The following is a 17559-nucleotide window of genomic DNA, read 5'->3' on the forward strand; positions in this document are numbered from 1 at the left end:
ATTATCGAATTCGGTGACCGCCTGGACGGCCACCTGTAATGGGGTGGGCAGTTACACAGATTTATTTACAGGCTCCCAGGCGACGCTGCATGTACCCGTAACTTGCCCGATGCTTCTGACCGCTCTGTGTATTCAAAGCCTTCCGTTTGCACTACTGACATCTCCAAGTTTTGGGGAGACGCAGTGGGGTACAAAAACGAAGAAAAATCCCGGCAAAAACAAAAACAATGCAGATCGTCAACGCTTTCAGGGCGGGTTCGTGAAAACGAATCCGCCTTTTGATTATCTGGGGTACGGAACAATGCGTTCTACCACCCTGCCCTCTGAATGCCACCGTTTTTCCCATCCATTCTGTTGCAAACGTGTGCAAATCCCGCCCAAACCGTTAAACTCTCGTTTTTGCTCATGCACTAACGGAATTCAATGCCTAAATCAATCTCTTCTCTCTTCGAGCAGTCGGTCGTAAAACTCCGCGCTCTTATGCCCGGCAACGGAAAGCAAAAGCAGCGCCCTTATACACGGCGGGAAATCCCCCGGGACCAGCACACGGTATCGCGCACGGCCATCAGCGAGCCGGCCAAGAAAGTGCTGCACCGACTGAACAAGTCCGGCTTTGACGCCTACCTGGTCGGTGGCGGGGTACGGGATATTCTGCTGGGTGGCCAGCCGAAAGATTTTGATATCGCCACCAACGCCACGCCGGAAGAGGTTCATGACCTGTTCCGCAATTCGCGTCTGATTGGCCGCCGCTTCCGCATCGTGCACGTGGTGTTCGGGCGCGAGGTCATCGAAGTCACCACCTTCCGCGGCAATGCCATTGAAGCGGACGACGACACCGAAGACGACGATCGTCGCACCAGCGAGCACGGCCTGTTGCTGCGGGACAACGTTTACGGTTCTCTGGAGGAGGACGCCCTGCGTCGCGACTTCACGGTAAACGCACTCTATTACTGCATTCGCGATTTTACAGTGATCGACTTCGCGGACGGCATCGAAGACCTCAAGAACCGCCAGATCCGTCTGATCGGCGACCCCGAGACCCGATACCGTGAAGATCCGGTGCGCATGTTGCGGGCGGTGCGCTTTGCGGCCAAGCTCGGCTTCGACATCGAGGAAGACACCGAGGAGCCCATCCAGGAACTCGCGCCGCTGCTGACTCACATTCCACCTGCACGCCTGTTTGACGAGGTTCTGAAGCTGTTCTCGGCGGGTTACGGCGAGGCGACCTACGATCTGCTGCGCGAGTACAACCTGCTGGCTCCGCTGTTTCCGGAGACAGTCCGTGCCCTGAATGCCGGCGAGCCCGACGAACTGATTCGCCAGGCCCTGCGCAACACCGACGCCCGCATCGCTCAGGGCAAATCCGTCACCCCCTACTTCCTGTTTGCAGCCATGCTGTGGCCGGCGCTGCAATCCGAGTGGCGGCGTCGCCAGGACAACGGCGATCCGGTGCAGCCGGCTCTGCACGGCGCGATTGCCAAGGTGATCGGGCGCCAGGTGCAGGCCACCTCCATCCCGAAGCGGTTCTCCGGACCCATGAAGGAGATCTGGGAGCTGCAGATGCGCCTGCCCCGGCGCCAGGGAAAACGCGCTTTCCTGACCATGTCGCACCCGCGCTTCCGCGCGGCTTACGACTTCCTGCTGGTGCGGGAATCGGCAGGCGAAATCGAGCCGGGCCTGGGCCAATGGTGGACGGACTTCCAGGCCAACGACGAGCGCGGCCAGGAGCGCATGCTCAGCGAGCTCAGCACAGACGCCCCCAAAAAACGCCGGCGCAAACGCAAGCCCGCCACCGGGAGTTGACGGTACCGATGACCGACGTCTTTATCGGTCTGGGCAGTAACCTGGCAGACCCGACGGCGCAACTTGCCCGCGCCATTGGCGAACTGGCGGGCCTGCCACGGACATCGCTGATCGCGCAATCGGCGTTCTACTGCAGCCGCCCTGTCGGCCCCCAGGATCAGCCCGACTTTGTCAACGGCGCAGCGTGGCTGCGCACGGAGCTCAGCGCGCTTGACTTACTGGACCACCTGCAACAGATCGAGCTTCAGCACGGACGCGAGCGTAAACAGCACTGGGGGCCCAGAACCCTGGACCTGGATCTGCTGTTGTTCGGCACAGACACCATTCACAACGATCGCCTCACGGTTCCCCACCGAGAACTGCCGAACCGGGATTTCGTGCTCCAACCCCTGCTCGATCTGAACGCCGATCTCATGCTGCCGGACGGGCGCACCGTTGCCGCCCTCCGGCAACAATGCCCGGACAACCACCTGCGGTTACTGCCGCCGCTTCCGCGGGCGCATCAGCCGCCCTGTTGAATGTCCGGCTTCATGCTACTATTGCCTCAGCGACACCCACCGGATTACCCTTAACGTCTGAACGCCGGCAGACCCCGGCACAGTCTTGGCCCATCCACCCACAAGGCAAGGATTCTATGGCTGTAACCATCAATACCCTGCGGGAATACAAGCAGAAGGGCACAGCGTTTGCGGCCCTGACCTCCTATGACGCTACCTTCGCACAGATTGTCAGCGAGGCCGGTGTTGACGTCATCCTGATTGGCGATTCCCTCGGCATGGTTCTGCAGGGGCACGACAGCACCTTGCCGGTCACCATGGACCAGATGGTCTACCACGTCAGCGCTGTGGCCAAGGGTAACCGTGGCGCACTGATCATGGCCGACATGCCATTCATGAGTTACGGCACCACCGAGGCAGCCCTCGAAAATGCCGCCGACCTGATGCGGGCGGGCGCGCACATGGTGAAGCTTGAGGGTACTGCCTGGATGACCGACACCATTGCCGCCCTGAGCGAGCGCGGTGTGCCGGTATGTGCCCACCTTGGCCTGACCCCCCAGTTCGTCAACAAGTTCGGGGGCTACAAGGTGCAGGGGCGCGACGAAAAAGCCGCCGAGATGATGATCGAACACGCCTGCGAGCTGGAAGCGGCCGGAGCGGACATCATCCTTCTGGAGTGCGTACCCGCGCCATTGGCCGCACGCATCACCCAGGCGGTGAAAGCACCGGTGATCGGTATTGGAGCCGGCGCGGATACCGATGGCCAGGTTCTGGTACTGCATGACATGCTGGGGGTAACGACCGGGCGCAAGCCGCGCTTCGTCAAAAACTTCCTGGCGGAATCCGAGTCCATCCAGGGCGCCATCACCGCCTACGTAGACGCGGTTCGCAACCGCTCATTCCCCGCCGAGGAGCACACGTTCAAAGCATGAGAACCGTCAACTCCCTGAAAGAACTGCGCACCATGCTTCGCGGCTATCGCCGCGAGGGCAAAACCATCGGCCTGGTACCCACCATGGGCAACCTGCACGAGGGCCATGTCTCGTTGGTCCGCAAAGCCAGCGAGGCGGCGGACGTGGTGGTCACCAGCATTTTCGTCAACCCGATGCAGTTTGGTGCCAGCGAAGATCTCGACACCTACCCCCGCACCCTGGAGGAAGATCAACGCCAGCTCGAAGCCGCAGGCAACACTCTGGTGTTCGCCCCGGGTGTGGAGGAAATCTACCCCCAGGGCCTGGTGAAGCAGACCAAAGTGGTGGTACCGGAAGTCAGCGACGGCCACTGTGGTGCCAGTCGGCCTGGACACTTCGAGGGTGTGGCCACGGTGGTTACCATGCTGCTCAACATGGTGCAGCCTGACATTGCCGTTTTCGGTGAGAAAGATTTCCAGCAGCTCGCCGTCATACGCAAGCTGGTGCGGGACCTGATGATCCCGGTCGAAGTGATTGGCGCCCCGACCATTCGCGAAGAGGACGGCCTCGCCAAAAGCTCCCGCAACGGCTACCTGAGTGAGTCCGAACGCGCCACCGCACCGACGGTTTATCGCACCCTTCAGGAAAGCGCCCGCAAGCTTGGCGAGGGCCGTACCGACTTCAACGCCATCGAGCGTGAAGCCAACGAGACGCTCACCGCCGCTGGCCTGCGCCCTGATTACTTCAACATCGTCAATAGCGAAACTCTGAAACCGGCGGCGGCCGGCGACAGCGAACTTACCCTGCTGGTAGCCGCGTTTCTCGGCACCACGCGACTGATCGATAATCTGTCAGTGACACGCTGACCGCACCAGACTGAAAGGACTCCCGCATGACCCCGGCCCCTACTTCTCCCGCCTCAAGCCCCGCGTGGCGAACTCTGGCCGAACTGCAGCAGGGGCTGACGTCGCTGCACATGCGGGAGTTGTTTCAACGGGATCCGCAGCGAGCACAGCGCTACTTTGCGGAGGGTGCCGGGCTGGCGCTGGACTTCTCCAAAAACCGCCTCACCGACGAGGTACTGCATGCGCTGGTGGACCTGGCCCGGAGCTGTGACCTCGCCGAGCGCACGGAGGCCCTGTTCCGCGGTGAACACGTCAACGTGACCGAAAACCGCCCAGCGCTGCACACCGCCCTGAGAAACACCGGCGGCGACCCGGTTGAAGTTGATGGCCAGAACGTTATGCCCGAAATCGAAGCCACCCTGGCGCGAATGGACGCCTTCACCGAAGAAGTGCTCAGCGGCCAGCGCAGCGGGTTTACCGGCAAGCCGTTCAGCGATGTGGTGAGCATTGGCATCGGCGGCTCTTATCTCGGGCCGAAACTGGCCATCGAGGCGCTTCGCCCCTACCACACCGGCCAGCTCAGACCTCACTTCGTAGCCAACATTGACGGCACCGACATTGCCGAGGTGCTCGCCCGGATCAATCCGGAGACCACCCTGTTTCTGGTGCAATCCAAATCCTTCCGCACCCAGGAAACCCTGGAGAACAGCCGGGTCGCACGGGACTGGTTTCTCGCCAACGGCGGTACCGAGGATGCTGTCCCCCTGCATTTCGCGGCCGTCAGTGCCAACCCGGCCGATGCGGCACAGTTCGGCATTACGCCTGACAACGTCTTTCCCATGTGGGACTGGGTTGGCGGTCGCTACTCGCTTTGGTCGGCGATTGGCCTGCCCATTGCGCTGGTTGTGGGCATGGACCATTTCCGTGCCTTGCTGGCCGGCGCCCACGCCATGGACAAGCACTTCCGGCATACACCGCTGGAGCAGAACCTGCCCGTTCTGATGGCCATGCTCGGCGTCTGGTACAGCAATTTCTGGGGCGCGGAAACCCACGCCATTCTGCCCTACGACCACTATCTGGAAAGCCTGCCGGCGCATCTCCAGCAGCTGGACATGGAGAGCAATGGCAAGTGTGTGAACCAGACCGGAAAGGATGTTGATTACCAGACCGGACCTGTGATCTGGGGCGGCGTGGGCGCCAATGGACAGCACGCGTACCATCAGCTGCTGCATCAGGGCACCCGACTGATTCCCGCCGACTTCATTATTCCGCTGCAGAGTCAAAACCCGGTGGGCGAGCACCACGCGGCTCTGTTCGCCAATTGCCTGAGCCAATCCCGCGCCCTGATGGCAGGCAAAACCGAAGCCGAAGCACGGAAAGAGCTCGCCGGCGAAGGACTGTCAGCCGAGGCCGCCCGCCTGCTGGCGCCCCATAAAGTGATCGCCGGAAACAAGCCGAGCAACACCCTGTTGATGGACCGGCTGACGCCACACACTCTGGGGGCACTGGTCGCGCTCTATGAGCACCGCACGTTTGTGCAGGGAGTGATCTGGGATGTGGATTCGTTTGATCAGTGGGGCGTGGAGCTCGGCAAGCAGATGGGCCAGGGCATTCTCGAGCGGATTCTCGGTAATCAGCCTGACGCCAGCAGCACCGACGCCTCCACCGAACACCTTATCCGTCGCTTCCGGTCACTGCGATCGTGAAATAAGCCTGCCCTGCCAGGTGAAATCCACCGGCCAGAGCCTCTGGTTACTGCGGTAATCTTGCCACAATTGGCGATAGGACTGACCACATCGCGGATGCAGGGCGTCAGGCGCCACCTCGGCCAGGGGCCAGAGCACGAAGGCGTTCCTGAGAATTTCCGAGCGGGGCAGTTCTACGCCGTCCACTTCACCAACCGCGTTATCGTACGTCAGAATGTCCAGATCCAGCGTACGCGCGCTGAATTTAGGCACATTCCGGCGACGGCCGTTGTCTGCCTCCAGCTGCTTGAACCGCCGCGACAACTCGCCAACACTCCAGTGAGTATCCACACCCACCACCAGGTTGTAGAACGGAGAGCCGTCAAAACCCACCGCCTCGCTCTCGTACACCGGGGAAATGATCAGCTCACCAAACCACTCGGCGAGCGCATCGAGAGCTGACGAGATATAGAGCTCCCGATTTATGTTACTGCCAATACTGATGTATACCCTGGCCCTGGCCGCCATCACACCTGCCCCCGTTCGATACACACACCTACCGCCCTGGCAGCCGGAACGGCGCCGGGCTTTCGCAGGGTCAGCTTCAGCCAGCGCACCCCGAATTCGTCGCGGATCATTTGGGCCAGCCCTTCTGCGGCGGTTTCCAGCAGGGCCGGCTGAGCCTGGCGCAGCCACTGCGCCACACGCTCGCTGACCACGCCGTAATCGAGCGCGTCGGAGACGTCATCAGAGGCCCCCGGCAACCGGTTGTCCCAGGCCATGTCCAGATCCACCAACAGGGTCTGAGTCACCTCCCGCTCCCAGTCGTACACGCCAATCACCGCTTCCACGGCCAGGCCCTCGATCAGAACGCTGTCTGTCACCGGCTCATCTCTCCCGGGTTACACTCTTTGCTGATTGAATAACGAACAGGCTAGAGATACTGTGGTCCCTTTACTACGGCTCATTGAGCCAGCCATCGCCAACGGGCCGGCATTTTCGCACACATTGCCCGGGCGCGTCTTTGCCCGCAACCCAGACTGACCGTGATTCCCATGAGCGATCCATTACTGACCGTACTGTTGTGCGCCCTGGCCTATACCGCCGGGTCCATACTGTTTGCTCTGGAAATCTGCAAGCTCTGGAAACTGCCAGACCCGCGGGCGCTGGGCTCCGGCAACCCGGGGGCCACCAATGTCTACCGCAACGGAGGCTGGCTGCCGGCCGCACTGACGCTGGTTCTTGATGCGGCCAAAGGGTTTGTCCCGGTGTGGCTGGCCCACGCCGCAGGGCTTTCAATTCTTGCCCAGGCCATGGTGGCGCTATGCGCAGTAACCGGCCACATGGTGCCGCTGTTCTACCGCTTCAAAGGCGGCAAGGGGGTGGCCACCGCGCTCGGTTCCGGGCTGGCGCTGGCACCGCTGACCACACTGCTACTGGCTGCCATCTGGAGCCTGGTGATGTGGCGATGGCGCATCTCGGCACTGGCGTCCATCATTGCCATCGTCAGCGGCCCCGTAATCAGCGCGTTGATCGAACCAGACACCCTGCCGCTGTTCGGACTGCTGGCCATCCTGATTGTGGTGCGCCATCGCAACAATCTGATACGCCTGGCCCAGGGGCGTGAAACCCGCCTCTGACCCCATGCCTTACACCCAATCCGCCAACCCGTTATCGCACGCCCGGGACAGCGGTGGCAGGGTATTCATCGGCCACCGCGGCACCGCAACAATACGATCGCCGTCCTGTTGGCCGGCCATCAGCCGCTGGCAACCGGCGTACGCGATCATCGCGCCGTTGTCGGTGCAGAACTCCGGGCGGGCATAAAACACCCCGGCCCCGAGCTTCGCAGTCATCTTTTCCAGCCCCGCCCGCAGCCGCGTGTTGGCACTGACACCACCGGCAATCACCAACCGTTTGCAGCCGGTCTGCTCCAGTGCCCGGCGGCATTTAATGGTCAGGGTATCCACCACGGCGGCCTCGAACGCCAGTGCGATGTCGGCCCGGGTCTGCTGATCCAACGTCCCGCTTTCCTGTGCCGCCATGACCGTGTTCAGCGTAAAGGTTTTCAACCCACTGAAACTGAAATCCAGCCCGGGGCGGTCGGTCATCGGACGCGGAAACCGGTATCGACCCGCCGTTCCCTGCTCAGCCAGCGCGGCCACCCTGGGTCCGCCCGGGTAGTCCAGCCCCAACATCTTGGCGGTTTTGTCGAAGGCTTCACCGGCGGCGTCGTCCACCGATTCACCGAGCAATTCGTATTCTCCGATGCCGTCCACCCGCACCAACTGGGTATGGCCACCGGACACCAGCAACGCCACAAACGGAAAGGCCGGCGGTGCAGGCTCCAGCATCGGTGCCAGCAAGTGGCCCTCCATGTGATGAACACCCAGCACCGGGATTCCCAGGGCAAAGCCCAGCGCGTGGGCAACCGAGCCGCCCACCATCAGCGCCCCGACCAGGCCGGGGCCGGCGGTGTAGGCAATGCCGTCGATGTCGGCACGAGTGCGGCCGGCCTCCGCCAACACCTGATCGCACAGAGGCAGCAGCTTGCGCACGTGGTCGCGGGAGGCCAACTCCGGCACTACACCGCCGTAATCCGCGTGCATGTCGATCTGGCTGAACAGGGCGTGGGCCATCAGCCCCTGCGCACTGTCATACAGCGCAACACCGGTTTCGTCGCAGGAGGTTTCAATTCCGAGAATCAGCATAGTTAAGGTCGCAACGATGGTATCAATAGGTTCGGGAAGCCATTTTAACAGAAAGCCGAAACCCATTAACCTGGAACCTGTTAACCTCTCGCTCTGGTGGACTGCAGATTCACAGAACAAACATTGACCTTTCCCCCAAGCAGGCGCTATCATTGCCGCCCTTAAATATGCACTGGTCGAGTTTTAGCCAATCTGACCAGGTATCGAGTCGATTTGACGCACGAGTCGATCAGACAAAACAGAAACCGAATACATCAGGTAGGTGATTTTCGAATGCCAGCTGTTAAAGTGAAAGAGAATGAACCGTTTGACGTAGCACTGCGTCGCTTCAAGCGCTCCTGCGAAAAAGCAGGCGTACTGTCCGAAGTCCGTCGTCGTGAGCACTACGAGAAGCCGACTTCCGTACGTAAGCGCAAAGCAGCAGCTGCCGTTAAGCGTCATCTCAAGAAGCTTCAGCGGGAACAGCGCAAGTTCGAGCGTCTGTACTAAGTTTCAGCTGACGCCGCTTGACTGCAAACCATTGATCGTCTGTTCAAGCCACAGGCTGCACAGAGCGATTCCAAAATGCCGCCGAGGCCTGGCTTCGGCGGCATTTTTGGCTATTGGCGGCGCTAAGCCGGCACTTTCTGCGCAACCGGAGTCATCATGAGCGGACTGATCCCTCAACGCTTTGTTGAAGATCTGCTGGACCGGATAGATCTGGCGGAGCTGATCGGATCACGCATCACGCTGAAGAAAGCCGGGGCCAACTACAAGGCCTGCTGCCCGTTTCATGATGAGAAAACACCGTCTTTCAACGTTCGCCCAGACAAAGGCTTCTACCATTGCTTTGGCTGCGGCGCCCATGGCGACGCCATCAGTTTCGTTCGGGAGTTTGAAGGACTGGGGTTCACCGATGCGGTAGAGGAGCTGGCCCGGCGCGCCGGTCTGGAAGTGCCTTACGACCAGAGTGCGCGCCAGGAGATCCAGCAAGCCCGCACACTGACGGATGCGCTGGATTACGCCAGCAGCTTTTATCAGTCGTCGCTGCAGGGCGCCCAGGGCAAACTGGCGCGGGACTACCTCAAGCAACGGGGGCTGGACGACCACATCATTCAGCTGTACCAACTGGGCTTTGCCCCTGGTACCGGCACTGCGCTGTTTGATACCTGCAGCAAGGATTTGCAGGCGCCACTGATCGAGACCGGCACGGTTTCTGACAAGTATGGCCGACCGCGAGATCTGTTCCGCAACCGGGTGATGTTTCCCATCCGCAACAGCCGGGGCAAGACCATCGCCTTCGGCGGCCGCACACTCGGCGACGACAAGGCCAAGTACATCAACTCTCCGGAGTCTGATGTCTTTCACAAGAGCCGCGAGATATACGGCCTGTTCGAAGCCAAACAGGCCATCCGCCAGCTGGACAAGCTGCTGGTGGTAGAAGGCTATATGGACGTGATCGCGCTGGCTCAGCACGACATCCATTTTGCAGTGGCGACGCTGGGCACCGCAACCAATCAGGACAGCCTGACCGCCCTGCTGCGGCAGGTGCGGCACATCGTGTTCTGTTTTGACGGCGACCAGGCCGGGTACCGGGCCGCCGATCGCGCCATGGAAAACGCACTGGAACTGATGGCCGACGGCATGCACCTGCAATTCCTGATGCTGCCTGATGGCGAGGATCCTGACACGCTGGTGCGCAAGGAGGGCCCCGAGGCGTTCCGCAAGCGCATCGAGAGCGCCACGCCGCTGTCCCGCTATCTGTTTGATCGACAGAGTGAAGGGTTGGACCTGCAACTGCCGGAGCATCGGGGCGAGCTCAGGGCTCGGGTTGAGCCGATGCTGAACAAGATGCCTAAGAGCACCCTGCGGGATGCAATGTGGCACGAGATGCTGCGATTGTGCAGCGGACGGAACGACTGGCAGAACCGCCGCCCGCAGCCGGGCCAGCGACGCTTCGGCGACCGCCGGGACCGGGTTCAGGAAGACCGCATTGATGTGCGGCTCAGCAAGGACAGCACTCTGTGCCTGGCTCTGGTGGAGGCCCCGGACATGGCCAGCGACGTGGTTGAACTGGCGCGCCAGTCCAGGCATTTCCGGCTGGCCCGGGGCTTCGCCGAATGGATTCTGGACCGCGGCATCAGCGACCGGGGCACCCTGGTGCGCACACTGGCCACGGACCGTCAGGCCCGGGACCGGTTCTACAACCTGTTTGACGGTATCGAACACATACCGGCGCGGGAAAGAACCCTCGCCGGCGCACGGGAGTTACTGAGCCCGAACCAGGAGGCCGCACGAAAACAGCGGCTAACCTCGCTGCTCGCCTCCAAGCGCAGCCTTGCGGATCTGAGTCCGGAAGAACGCCAGGAACTGAAAGCTCTGAGCGGGGGCACAGACGATTGAACGGCCTCTCAAGGCCGCCGGTAAAAACCGGAAAGTACAGGGTTCGCCCAGTATTGCACTTGAAACTTGAAGCGTTGATCACCATCTAACCATCCGGTGGCAGAGCAACCGAGCGACAGCTATAATGGCTGTTTAACTTTTTTCTTTTACCAGCGAGTCCACAGGGTGTCTATGTCAGGCAATTCGCAGAAATCACGTTTGAAAGACCTCATTGCAAGAGGCAAGGAACAAGGTTACCTGACTTACGCCGAGGTAAATGACCACCTCCCGGAGGACATTGCTGATCCGGATCAGGTGGAAGACATCATTCGCATGATCAACGACATGGGCATTCAGGTGTGCGAGGAAACCCCCGACGCCGATACCCTGATCATGACCGAGGGCGACTCCACCGCTGACGAAGCCGCTGCCGCCGAAGCTGCTGCCGCTCTTGCCGCCGTTGAAACCGACGCTGGCCGCACCACTGACCCGGTCCGCATGTACATGCGGGAAATGGGTACCGTTGAACTGCTGACCCGCGAGGGCGAAATTGTCATCGCCAAACGCATCGAGGAAGGCATCCGTGATGTCATGGCCGCCGTTGCCCACTTCCCGGGCACCGCGGGCACGGTCTTGCAGGCCTACGAGCGCATCATCGAGAACGAAGGTCGCATCAGCGACATCGTGACCGGCTTTCTAGACCCGGACGACGCCGAGCCGTTCATGGGTGAAGAGACACCGGCGGACAGCAGCGTTGATTCCGACTCCTCCTCCGATGACGACGATGACGACAGCGAAGAAGAAACCGATAACGGCCCGGATCCTGAAGAGACCCGCCTGCGCTTCGAGCTGCTGAAAGAAAAGCTCGACGCAGCCCACAAGGCGCTGGAAAAGCACGGCCGCGGTGACAAGAAAACTCAGGCTGCCCTGAACGAACTGGGCCAGGTGTTCGCACCGTTCAAGCTGGCTAACAAAGCCTTTGAAGAACTGGTAAACGTGGTTCGCTCGACCAACGATCTGGTGCGCGAAAACGAGCGCGCGATCATGCAGATTTGCGTCAAGGAAAGCAAAATGCCGCGCAAGGACTTCATCAAGTCTTTCCCCGGCAACGAGACCAGCCACGACTGGGCCGAGAAAATCGGCAAGAGCAAGAAGCCCTACGCCGCCGCCGTGAGCGAGCGCATTGACGAAATCGTTCGCCTGCAGAAGCGGATTGCCAATATCCAGACCGAAGTGGATCTGGACGTGGCCGACATCAAGGAAATCAACCGCCGGGTGTCCATTGGGGAAGCCAAGGCCCGTCGCGCCAAGAAAGAAATGGTCGAGGCCAACCTGCGTCTGGTTATTTCCATTGCCAAGAAATACACCAATCGCGGCCTGCAGTTCCTGGACCTGATCCAGGAAGGCAACATCGGCCTGATGAAGGCCGTCGACAAGTTTGAGTATCGCCGTGGCTACAAATTCTCCACCTACGCCACCTGGTGGATTCGTCAGGCCATTACCCGCTCCATCGCGGATCAGGCCCGCACCATCCGTATTCCGGTGCACATGATCGAAACCATCAACAAGCTCAACCGCATCTCCCGCCAGATGCTGCAGGAGATGGGCCGCGAGCCCACGCCGGAAGAGCTGGGTGAGCGCATGGAGATGCCGGAAGACAAGATCCGTAAGGTGCTGAAGATCGCCAAAGAGCCGATCTCCATGGAAACACCGATCGGTGACGATGAAGACAGCCACCTGGGCGATTTCATCGAAGACATCCAGGCCCTGTCTCCGGTGGATTCTGCCACCGCCGAGGGTCTGCGCGAAGCCACTCGCTCGGTACTCGCCGGCCTCACCGCCCGCGAATCGAAAGTCCTGCGCATGCGCTTTGGCATCGAGATGAACACCGACCACACTCTGGAAGAAGTCGGTAAGCAGTTCGACGTCACCCGGGAGCGTATCCGTCAGATCGAAGCCAAGGCGCTACGCAAGCTGCGGCACCCTTCCCGCTCCGATCACCTGCGTGGCTTTATTGACGATCAGGGCAACGGATAAGAAGCACCACAACAGTAGCGGGCGCCACACCTCACCGGTATAATGGCGCCCGCTTTGCTGTTCCCGCCCGGGTTCAGCACCGCACTTCCTGAACAGCTTTCGCTGCGCAAGGGCCTATAGCTCAGTTGGTTAGAGCAGAGGACTCATAATCCTTTGGTCCCTGGTTCGAGTCCAGGTGGGCCCACCACTCCAGACACAAAAACGCCCCTGAACTCAGAGGCGCTCCTGCATAACTCCTGTAAACCGTCGGTCGACGGCCTGATGCTCAGCTACGGGTTTTGTTCCAGCGGCTGCGGATGCCCAGTGCCAGCAGGCCAAGGCCAATCAGCGCCAGGGAACCCGGCTCCGGCACCTCTGCCACATCACCAACGGTGGCAACGTGACTGATTTCGAAATCTTCAGACGGGAGGTTGAAGCCAGCATTCAACAGGCTGGTATCGATGACCGCCCAGTTAAGATCCGCGTTGTTCTGGAACAGCCCCCACCAGGTGGCGTTCTTGATCATGAAATACTCGCTTGCACTCGTGAGCTGGAATCCGATGAGCGAGGAACTGCCATCAACCATCTGGTAGGACACCGTCTCGGTCTTTTCGTTATAGGTTACGCCTGCTCCCACCACGCTTCCAATCCAGCACGCCTCTGCCGCTTCGCTGCTGCCCGGACCACAGGGGGACAAGCTTCCGGTCTGAGCTGTCAAAGGATCCAAATCCCCGACATCAACGCCCCCGATCATGTTTCCCCATGCGGCACCCGCAAACGACGCAGCCGCCACCAGTACCAAGGATTTTGAGAACGTTTTCATTTGGGTCTCTCCATTTTCCACACATTGCCTGTTAATGATCAGCGTTCAAACAGACATTCCCTATTTGCCCGTATCACTCCTGACAGTCAGGGTTCCAACCGCGGTTTGTCACGTAACCTGGAAATGACTTCTTATTGAAGGGAAGCATAGGCCGAGCCAACATATTTCCGAATAGGCAAAACAGGGGGTTAGCGGGGGCTCAGCCGTTTTGTCACCGGGGAGCGGACCAATAACTGTAAGAAACTTCGACAGTTCGTGAAAACACAATGGCGGCGCGCGCGATCGCTACCCCGATATCCTGCGGGACTCGAGGCAGAGCAAACGGATGTCAGCAATTTATACAGAATAGGATTTGCCGGAAAGGAGTGTTAACTGCGTCACAATTTTACAACATGAACCATTACAAACTGTTCTCGATAATTATTGCAAAGCGCGTAACCATGCTGGTTACAGGTCAGGTTGACCTTACTCAGACAGCGGAGGCGTCAACCAAGCCACACCTTTGCCCCAATGCTCAGGCCTACCATCTCCACAACAGATCCTGCGGCAGAGAACGCTGCAACGACCTACAACAATAATGGAGTATTGTCATGATGTACCGCTCCCGCGGCTGCAAGCACCCATCCCCGTCTCAACTTACCCACTCCTCCTGCAAGACGCTTCTCACCCTCGCATTGACGGTGGCAGGCCTCGCTGGATGCGGTGGAGACAAGCAGTCAATCAGCGACACGGATCGCTCAGCCGGTGAACTCTATTTCAGCTACCCTGCTGCGAATCAGGCAGCTGTGCCGGTGACGGCGCCGATGTTCATGCGCTTCACCCGCGAGCTGACCATGGACGAGAGCGAGCTGGCACCAGACATGCTGCAGTTGCAGAGTGATCAGGGTGATGTGGTTACCCTGACCGACGTCACCATGACCAGCGGTCAGCGCGGCATTGCCGCACGCCCTGCGGAACCTTTGAAGCCTGGCACACGATACACGCTGACCAATCAGGGGCTCTCTACCCGTATGGGAGACATCAAGCTGCCCGGTGGCGGAATCTCGTTCACGACGGCGCCCGCCAACAACGGTCCTTTACTGGATCGCACCGAGGGCAGCAACGGCTTCCGGGTCGCCCGCTTTATCCCGACCGGAGACGACATCTACCCGGCCACCGACATGTCGGCCCTGCGCATTCAGTTTACCGAGCCGCTGGATGAGAGTTCCCTTCGATATGGCGAAACCATCAGCCTGTTAAATGCCGATGGTGAACCGGTGCCTGCACAGATGTATGTTCAGGGGCACCGCGTGACCGTGGATCCGGAGGAAGATCTGGATCCGGAGCAGACTTATACCATCAGCCTCACCACGGACATTCGCAGCACCATCGCCGAAGCGCCCCTTGAGCTTCCGCCCGAGGCACCCTGGACGTTTCGTCCACTGGACTCCACATCGCCAAAGGGCGAGCGTGAGCGCATGGCCCAGAAAGCCACAACCGATACTGGCAAGCTCGCGCTTTCCAACGAGACCTATAATTCGGTCAAGCTCAGCTCGCTGTTGCTCGGCAGCAACAACGCCACGACGGCAACCGGCACCGTTTTCGCCGAACTGGGCTTTATTCCCAGGTTCGACAAGGCCGGACAAAGCGTGCCTCTGCGTATTGATCGGGGCGCACTGATGACCGGGTCAGATGTCGCGGTAAACGTTGCCGGAGAGCTGCCGGCGGGCTTTTCCTCTGGAGCCATCCAGGTGCGCTTCCTGTCTGATGCCACCGGGTTCCTGATGAGCAACCCTTACACCGACAACGAGAACTCACCACGACTGGTCGAGCTCTACATCGATATGGCCCTGAACACCGAGAACACCATTGCCAACGCCGCCCTGGGTCAGCAGCTGATGCACGTGCATCTGGTCGGAACCGCACTGGTGGAAAACGGCACTCTGACCATCGAGGCCGTCGGTGTGATCGAGCCGGATGTCATGGGCGTTGACGTCGCCTCCGGACTTATCTCCTTCCGGCTGGAGGGCTACCGCAACCCGGACGACGCGCCGCCAGAGGCAAGCTTTGCCGACAGCGACGCGCCAACCATCAAGAGCTGGGTGCCCGGCGAGGACAATCAGGACAAATTGCGCCCCGGCGACCCGGTCATCGTGTATTTTTCCGAACCGCTGTTGCCCGGCTCGGTGAACGCCGACTCCGTAAAACTGTACAAGGACGGGGTTGAACAGACGGCCTCTCACTCATTGAACGGCTCCGCTCTGGTGGTGACGCCCGCCCAACCGTTGGAACATGGTGCGGACTACAGCCTGTTGCTCAACGGTATGACCGATCTGGCCGGACACGAAGTAGCTGCCCCCCAACTTGATTTTGCGCTGCCTCCAACCCTGGAGGGCACATCTGCGGCACAGTCTCCGATTGCCCTGACCACCCTTCCGGGTTTCCCCTGCACCAAAACCGCGGTCAATACCGCCAGCGGGCACCAGGGCCGATGCGCCGGCGGCAAAACCTCCGATGACCTCCTGCCGATTCCCGCGCACCCGAACAACAGGGCGGTCTCGGTACGCTTCTCCCAGAACATGGACCCGGCCAGCATTTCCGTGGGCGATTCTCTTACCTTCGAGTCGTTTCAGGATGGCAGCTGGACGCCTGTGCCCACCTCAGACTACGTGGTCAACACCGGTCCACGGCACCTGACGGTAATGCCTGTACTGGGCTGGACCGAGGGTACGCTCTACCGCTACACACTGAACGCCAATACCCCGCTGCGATCGCAATCCGGACTGCCACTGCAAACCGAGATACTGACCCAGGGAACGCGCAGCCAGAGCAACCGCACATTCGGCGGCCAGCCCATGGTGAACTACTTCACCGGAGCCGCACCCCAGACTGATCGTGTTGCCCTGCCCCTGCGCAACCTGCCGGCAGCGGATGCCAATGCCGACCTGGATTACCAGTCCGGGCTGGAGGCTGGTTCCGTTTCAGGTGAAAGTGTGGCAAACGCAGCCGGCCTGCGGGCGGCCGGCGTAAGCGCCATCAATGACGAAACCCTGGTGCAGGGTGCAAATATTGGTTGCGCCGTCGGGCTGAACTGCGAGCAGAACCAGTTTATCTACCTGTCTGCCATGCTGGACACCCTGGTCACGGGTGACACAGAAGAGGATGGAAGCATACCGGTCGACATTCTCCCCTCCATTCTCGCCACGACGTCCAGCAGCGTCTGGGCGTTTATAGATACCAGCTTTGTCGATCTGTTTCCCGACTTCGTGCTCAGCGTGGATCTCGAGGAAAATGAAGAGATCGCCACTGGCCCGATGCTGATGCGCATTCGCTACGCCGAAAATGAGCAAGGGGATTTCGTGCCACCCGGCGGCAAGATCCTCACGAACAACAACGGGGAGCTGACCTTCGCAACAACACTGGACGTTTACCTCGACGCGCCCTTCCTGAACCCAAGCATAGGGCCGGCCAACCTCGGCCACAATCTCAGGAGCTATCCGATCAACGGCCTTGAGCTCAGGGGTCCCATTACCTTCCTGGACGATGGCAGGATGCAGATTGCACTGGAAAACCTGAATCCGGTCCCGATTGATGTCGAGGTAACCGGTGAAATTGAGATCACCTCCGAGAATACCAGCGGTATCTGCGGCAGCATTCTTTTCAGCTGGCTGTGTGAAGGGATAGCGAACTCCGCGATCGATGCAAACACCCGCATTCACCTGGAAATTCCTGCCGGAAAACTGCGCCTGAACTACATCTCTCCGTACACGCAGAACTGACAGCCTGAAACCGTTCAGCACCCGGGAGCCGACCGGCCCCCGGGTGCTGAACCGCAACAAAATGTCGCACTCCCTGACACTTTCCCTACAAACCCTGTCTGTTCAGGCCTCGCACCAAATCAGAGACTGGTCAATCCTGTAAGGGCACT

14 protein-coding genes and 1 tRNA gene are annotated in these 17559 nt (G+C 60.2%); 11 read left to right on the plus strand and 4 right to left on the minus strand.

Annotated features, from left to right (window positions below):
* Window positions 1-480 precede the first annotated feature (480 nt).
* From pcnB to pgi, 5 genes are all read left to right on the plus strand, one after another.
* Window positions 481-1803 carry a polynucleotide adenylyltransferase PcnB gene (gene pcnB, locus MLC70_RS15980; protein WP_248185380.1) on the plus strand — a complete coding sequence of 441 codons (1323 nt, stop codon included), beginning with the start codon at window positions 481-483 and terminating at the stop codon, window positions 1801-1803.
* Between the two features lie 8 nt (window positions 1804-1811).
* On the plus strand, window positions 1812-2321 hold the full coding sequence (gene folK, locus MLC70_RS15985) for a 2-amino-4-hydroxy-6-hydroxymethyldihydropteridine diphosphokinase (protein ID WP_248185356.1): 510 nt from the start codon (window positions 1812-1814) through the stop codon (window positions 2319-2321).
* Between the two features lie 116 nt (window positions 2322-2437).
* Entirely contained in the window at window positions 2438-3232 is a 795-nt protein-coding gene (panB, locus tag MLC70_RS15990; RefSeq protein ID WP_248185357.1) for a 3-methyl-2-oxobutanoate hydroxymethyltransferase, read from the plus strand.
* Window positions 3229-4077 (plus strand): pantoate--beta-alanine ligase, encoded by an 849-nt coding sequence (panC, locus tag MLC70_RS15995; RefSeq protein ID WP_248185358.1) that lies wholly within the window; start codon window positions 3229-3231, stop codon window positions 4075-4077. The genes panB and panC overlap by 4 nt, the downstream gene beginning before the upstream one ends.
* Window positions 4078-4103: 26 nt before the next feature.
* Entirely contained in the window at window positions 4104-5762 is a 1659-nt protein-coding gene (gene pgi, locus MLC70_RS16000; protein WP_248185359.1) for a glucose-6-phosphate isomerase, read from the plus strand.
* On the opposite strand, the gene folK (MLC70_RS16005) is transcribed toward pgi, so the two are convergent.
* Window positions 5748-6269 carry a 2-amino-4-hydroxy-6-hydroxymethyldihydropteridine diphosphokinase gene (gene folK, locus MLC70_RS16005; protein ID WP_248185360.1) on the minus strand — a complete coding sequence of 174 codons (522 nt, stop codon included), beginning with the start codon at window positions 6267-6269 and terminating at the stop codon, window positions 5748-5750. The genes pgi and folK (MLC70_RS16005) overlap by 15 nt on opposite strands.
* Window positions 6269-6625 (minus strand): dihydroneopterin aldolase, encoded by a 357-nt coding sequence (gene folB / locus MLC70_RS16010; protein ID WP_248185361.1) that lies wholly within the window; start codon window positions 6623-6625, stop codon window positions 6269-6271. The genes folK (MLC70_RS16005) and folB overlap by 1 nt, the downstream gene beginning before the upstream one ends.
* A 171-nt stretch (window positions 6626-6796) precedes the next feature.
* Here folB and plsY point away from each other — a divergent pair, with 171 nt between their 5' ends.
* A complete protein-coding gene (plsY, locus tag MLC70_RS16015) occupies window positions 6797-7381 on the plus strand; it encodes a glycerol-3-phosphate 1-O-acyltransferase PlsY (protein WP_282448508.1) in 585 nt (194 codons plus the stop codon).
* Window positions 7382-7390: 9 nt separating this feature from the next.
* On the opposite strand, the gene tsaD is transcribed toward plsY, so the two are convergent.
* Entirely contained in the window at window positions 7391-8452 is a 1062-nt protein-coding gene (gene tsaD, locus MLC70_RS16020; RefSeq protein WP_248185363.1) for a tRNA (adenosine(37)-N6)-threonylcarbamoyltransferase complex transferase subunit TsaD, read from the minus strand.
* Window positions 8453-8725: 273 nt separating this feature from the next.
* Here tsaD and rpsU point away from each other — a divergent pair, with 273 nt between their 5' ends.
* From rpsU to MLC70_RS16040, 4 genes are all read left to right on the plus strand, one after another.
* Window positions 8726-8941 (plus strand): 30S ribosomal protein S21, encoded by a 216-nt coding sequence (gene rpsU / locus MLC70_RS16025; protein ID WP_072794797.1) that lies wholly within the window; start codon window positions 8726-8728, stop codon window positions 8939-8941.
* A 156-nt stretch (window positions 8942-9097) separates the two neighbouring features.
* On the plus strand, window positions 9098-10834 hold the full coding sequence (gene dnaG / locus MLC70_RS16030; RefSeq protein WP_248185364.1) for a DNA primase: 1737 nt from the start codon (window positions 9098-9100) through the stop codon (window positions 10832-10834).
* Window positions 10835-11005: 171 nt separating this feature from the next.
* Window positions 11006-12850: an RNA polymerase sigma factor RpoD gene (rpoD, locus tag MLC70_RS16035; protein ID WP_248185365.1), complete on the plus strand. Its 1845-nt coding sequence runs from the start codon at window positions 11006-11008 to the stop codon at window positions 12848-12850.
* Window positions 12851-12960: 110 nt separating this feature from the next.
* Window positions 12961-13037, plus strand: a tRNA-Ile gene (locus MLC70_RS16040).
* Between the two features lie 78 nt (window positions 13038-13115).
* Here the strand turns inward: MLC70_RS16040 and MLC70_RS16045 are convergent.
* Window positions 13116-13652 (minus strand): PEP-CTERM sorting domain-containing protein, encoded by a 537-nt coding sequence (locus MLC70_RS16045; protein ID WP_248185366.1) that lies wholly within the window; start codon window positions 13650-13652, stop codon window positions 13116-13118.
* Between the two features lie 590 nt (window positions 13653-14242).
* On the opposite strand from MLC70_RS16045, the gene MLC70_RS16050 reads away from it, so the two are divergent.
* Entirely contained in the window at window positions 14243-17410 is a 3168-nt protein-coding gene (locus tag MLC70_RS16050) for an Ig-like domain-containing domain (protein WP_248185367.1), read from the plus strand.
* Window positions 17411-17559 lie beyond the last annotated feature (149 nt).

Origin of the sequence: Marinobacter goseongensis, assembly GCF_023156235.1 — a bacterium.
GTDB lineage: Bacteria > Pseudomonadota > Gammaproteobacteria > Pseudomonadales > Oleiphilaceae > Marinobacter > Marinobacter goseongensis.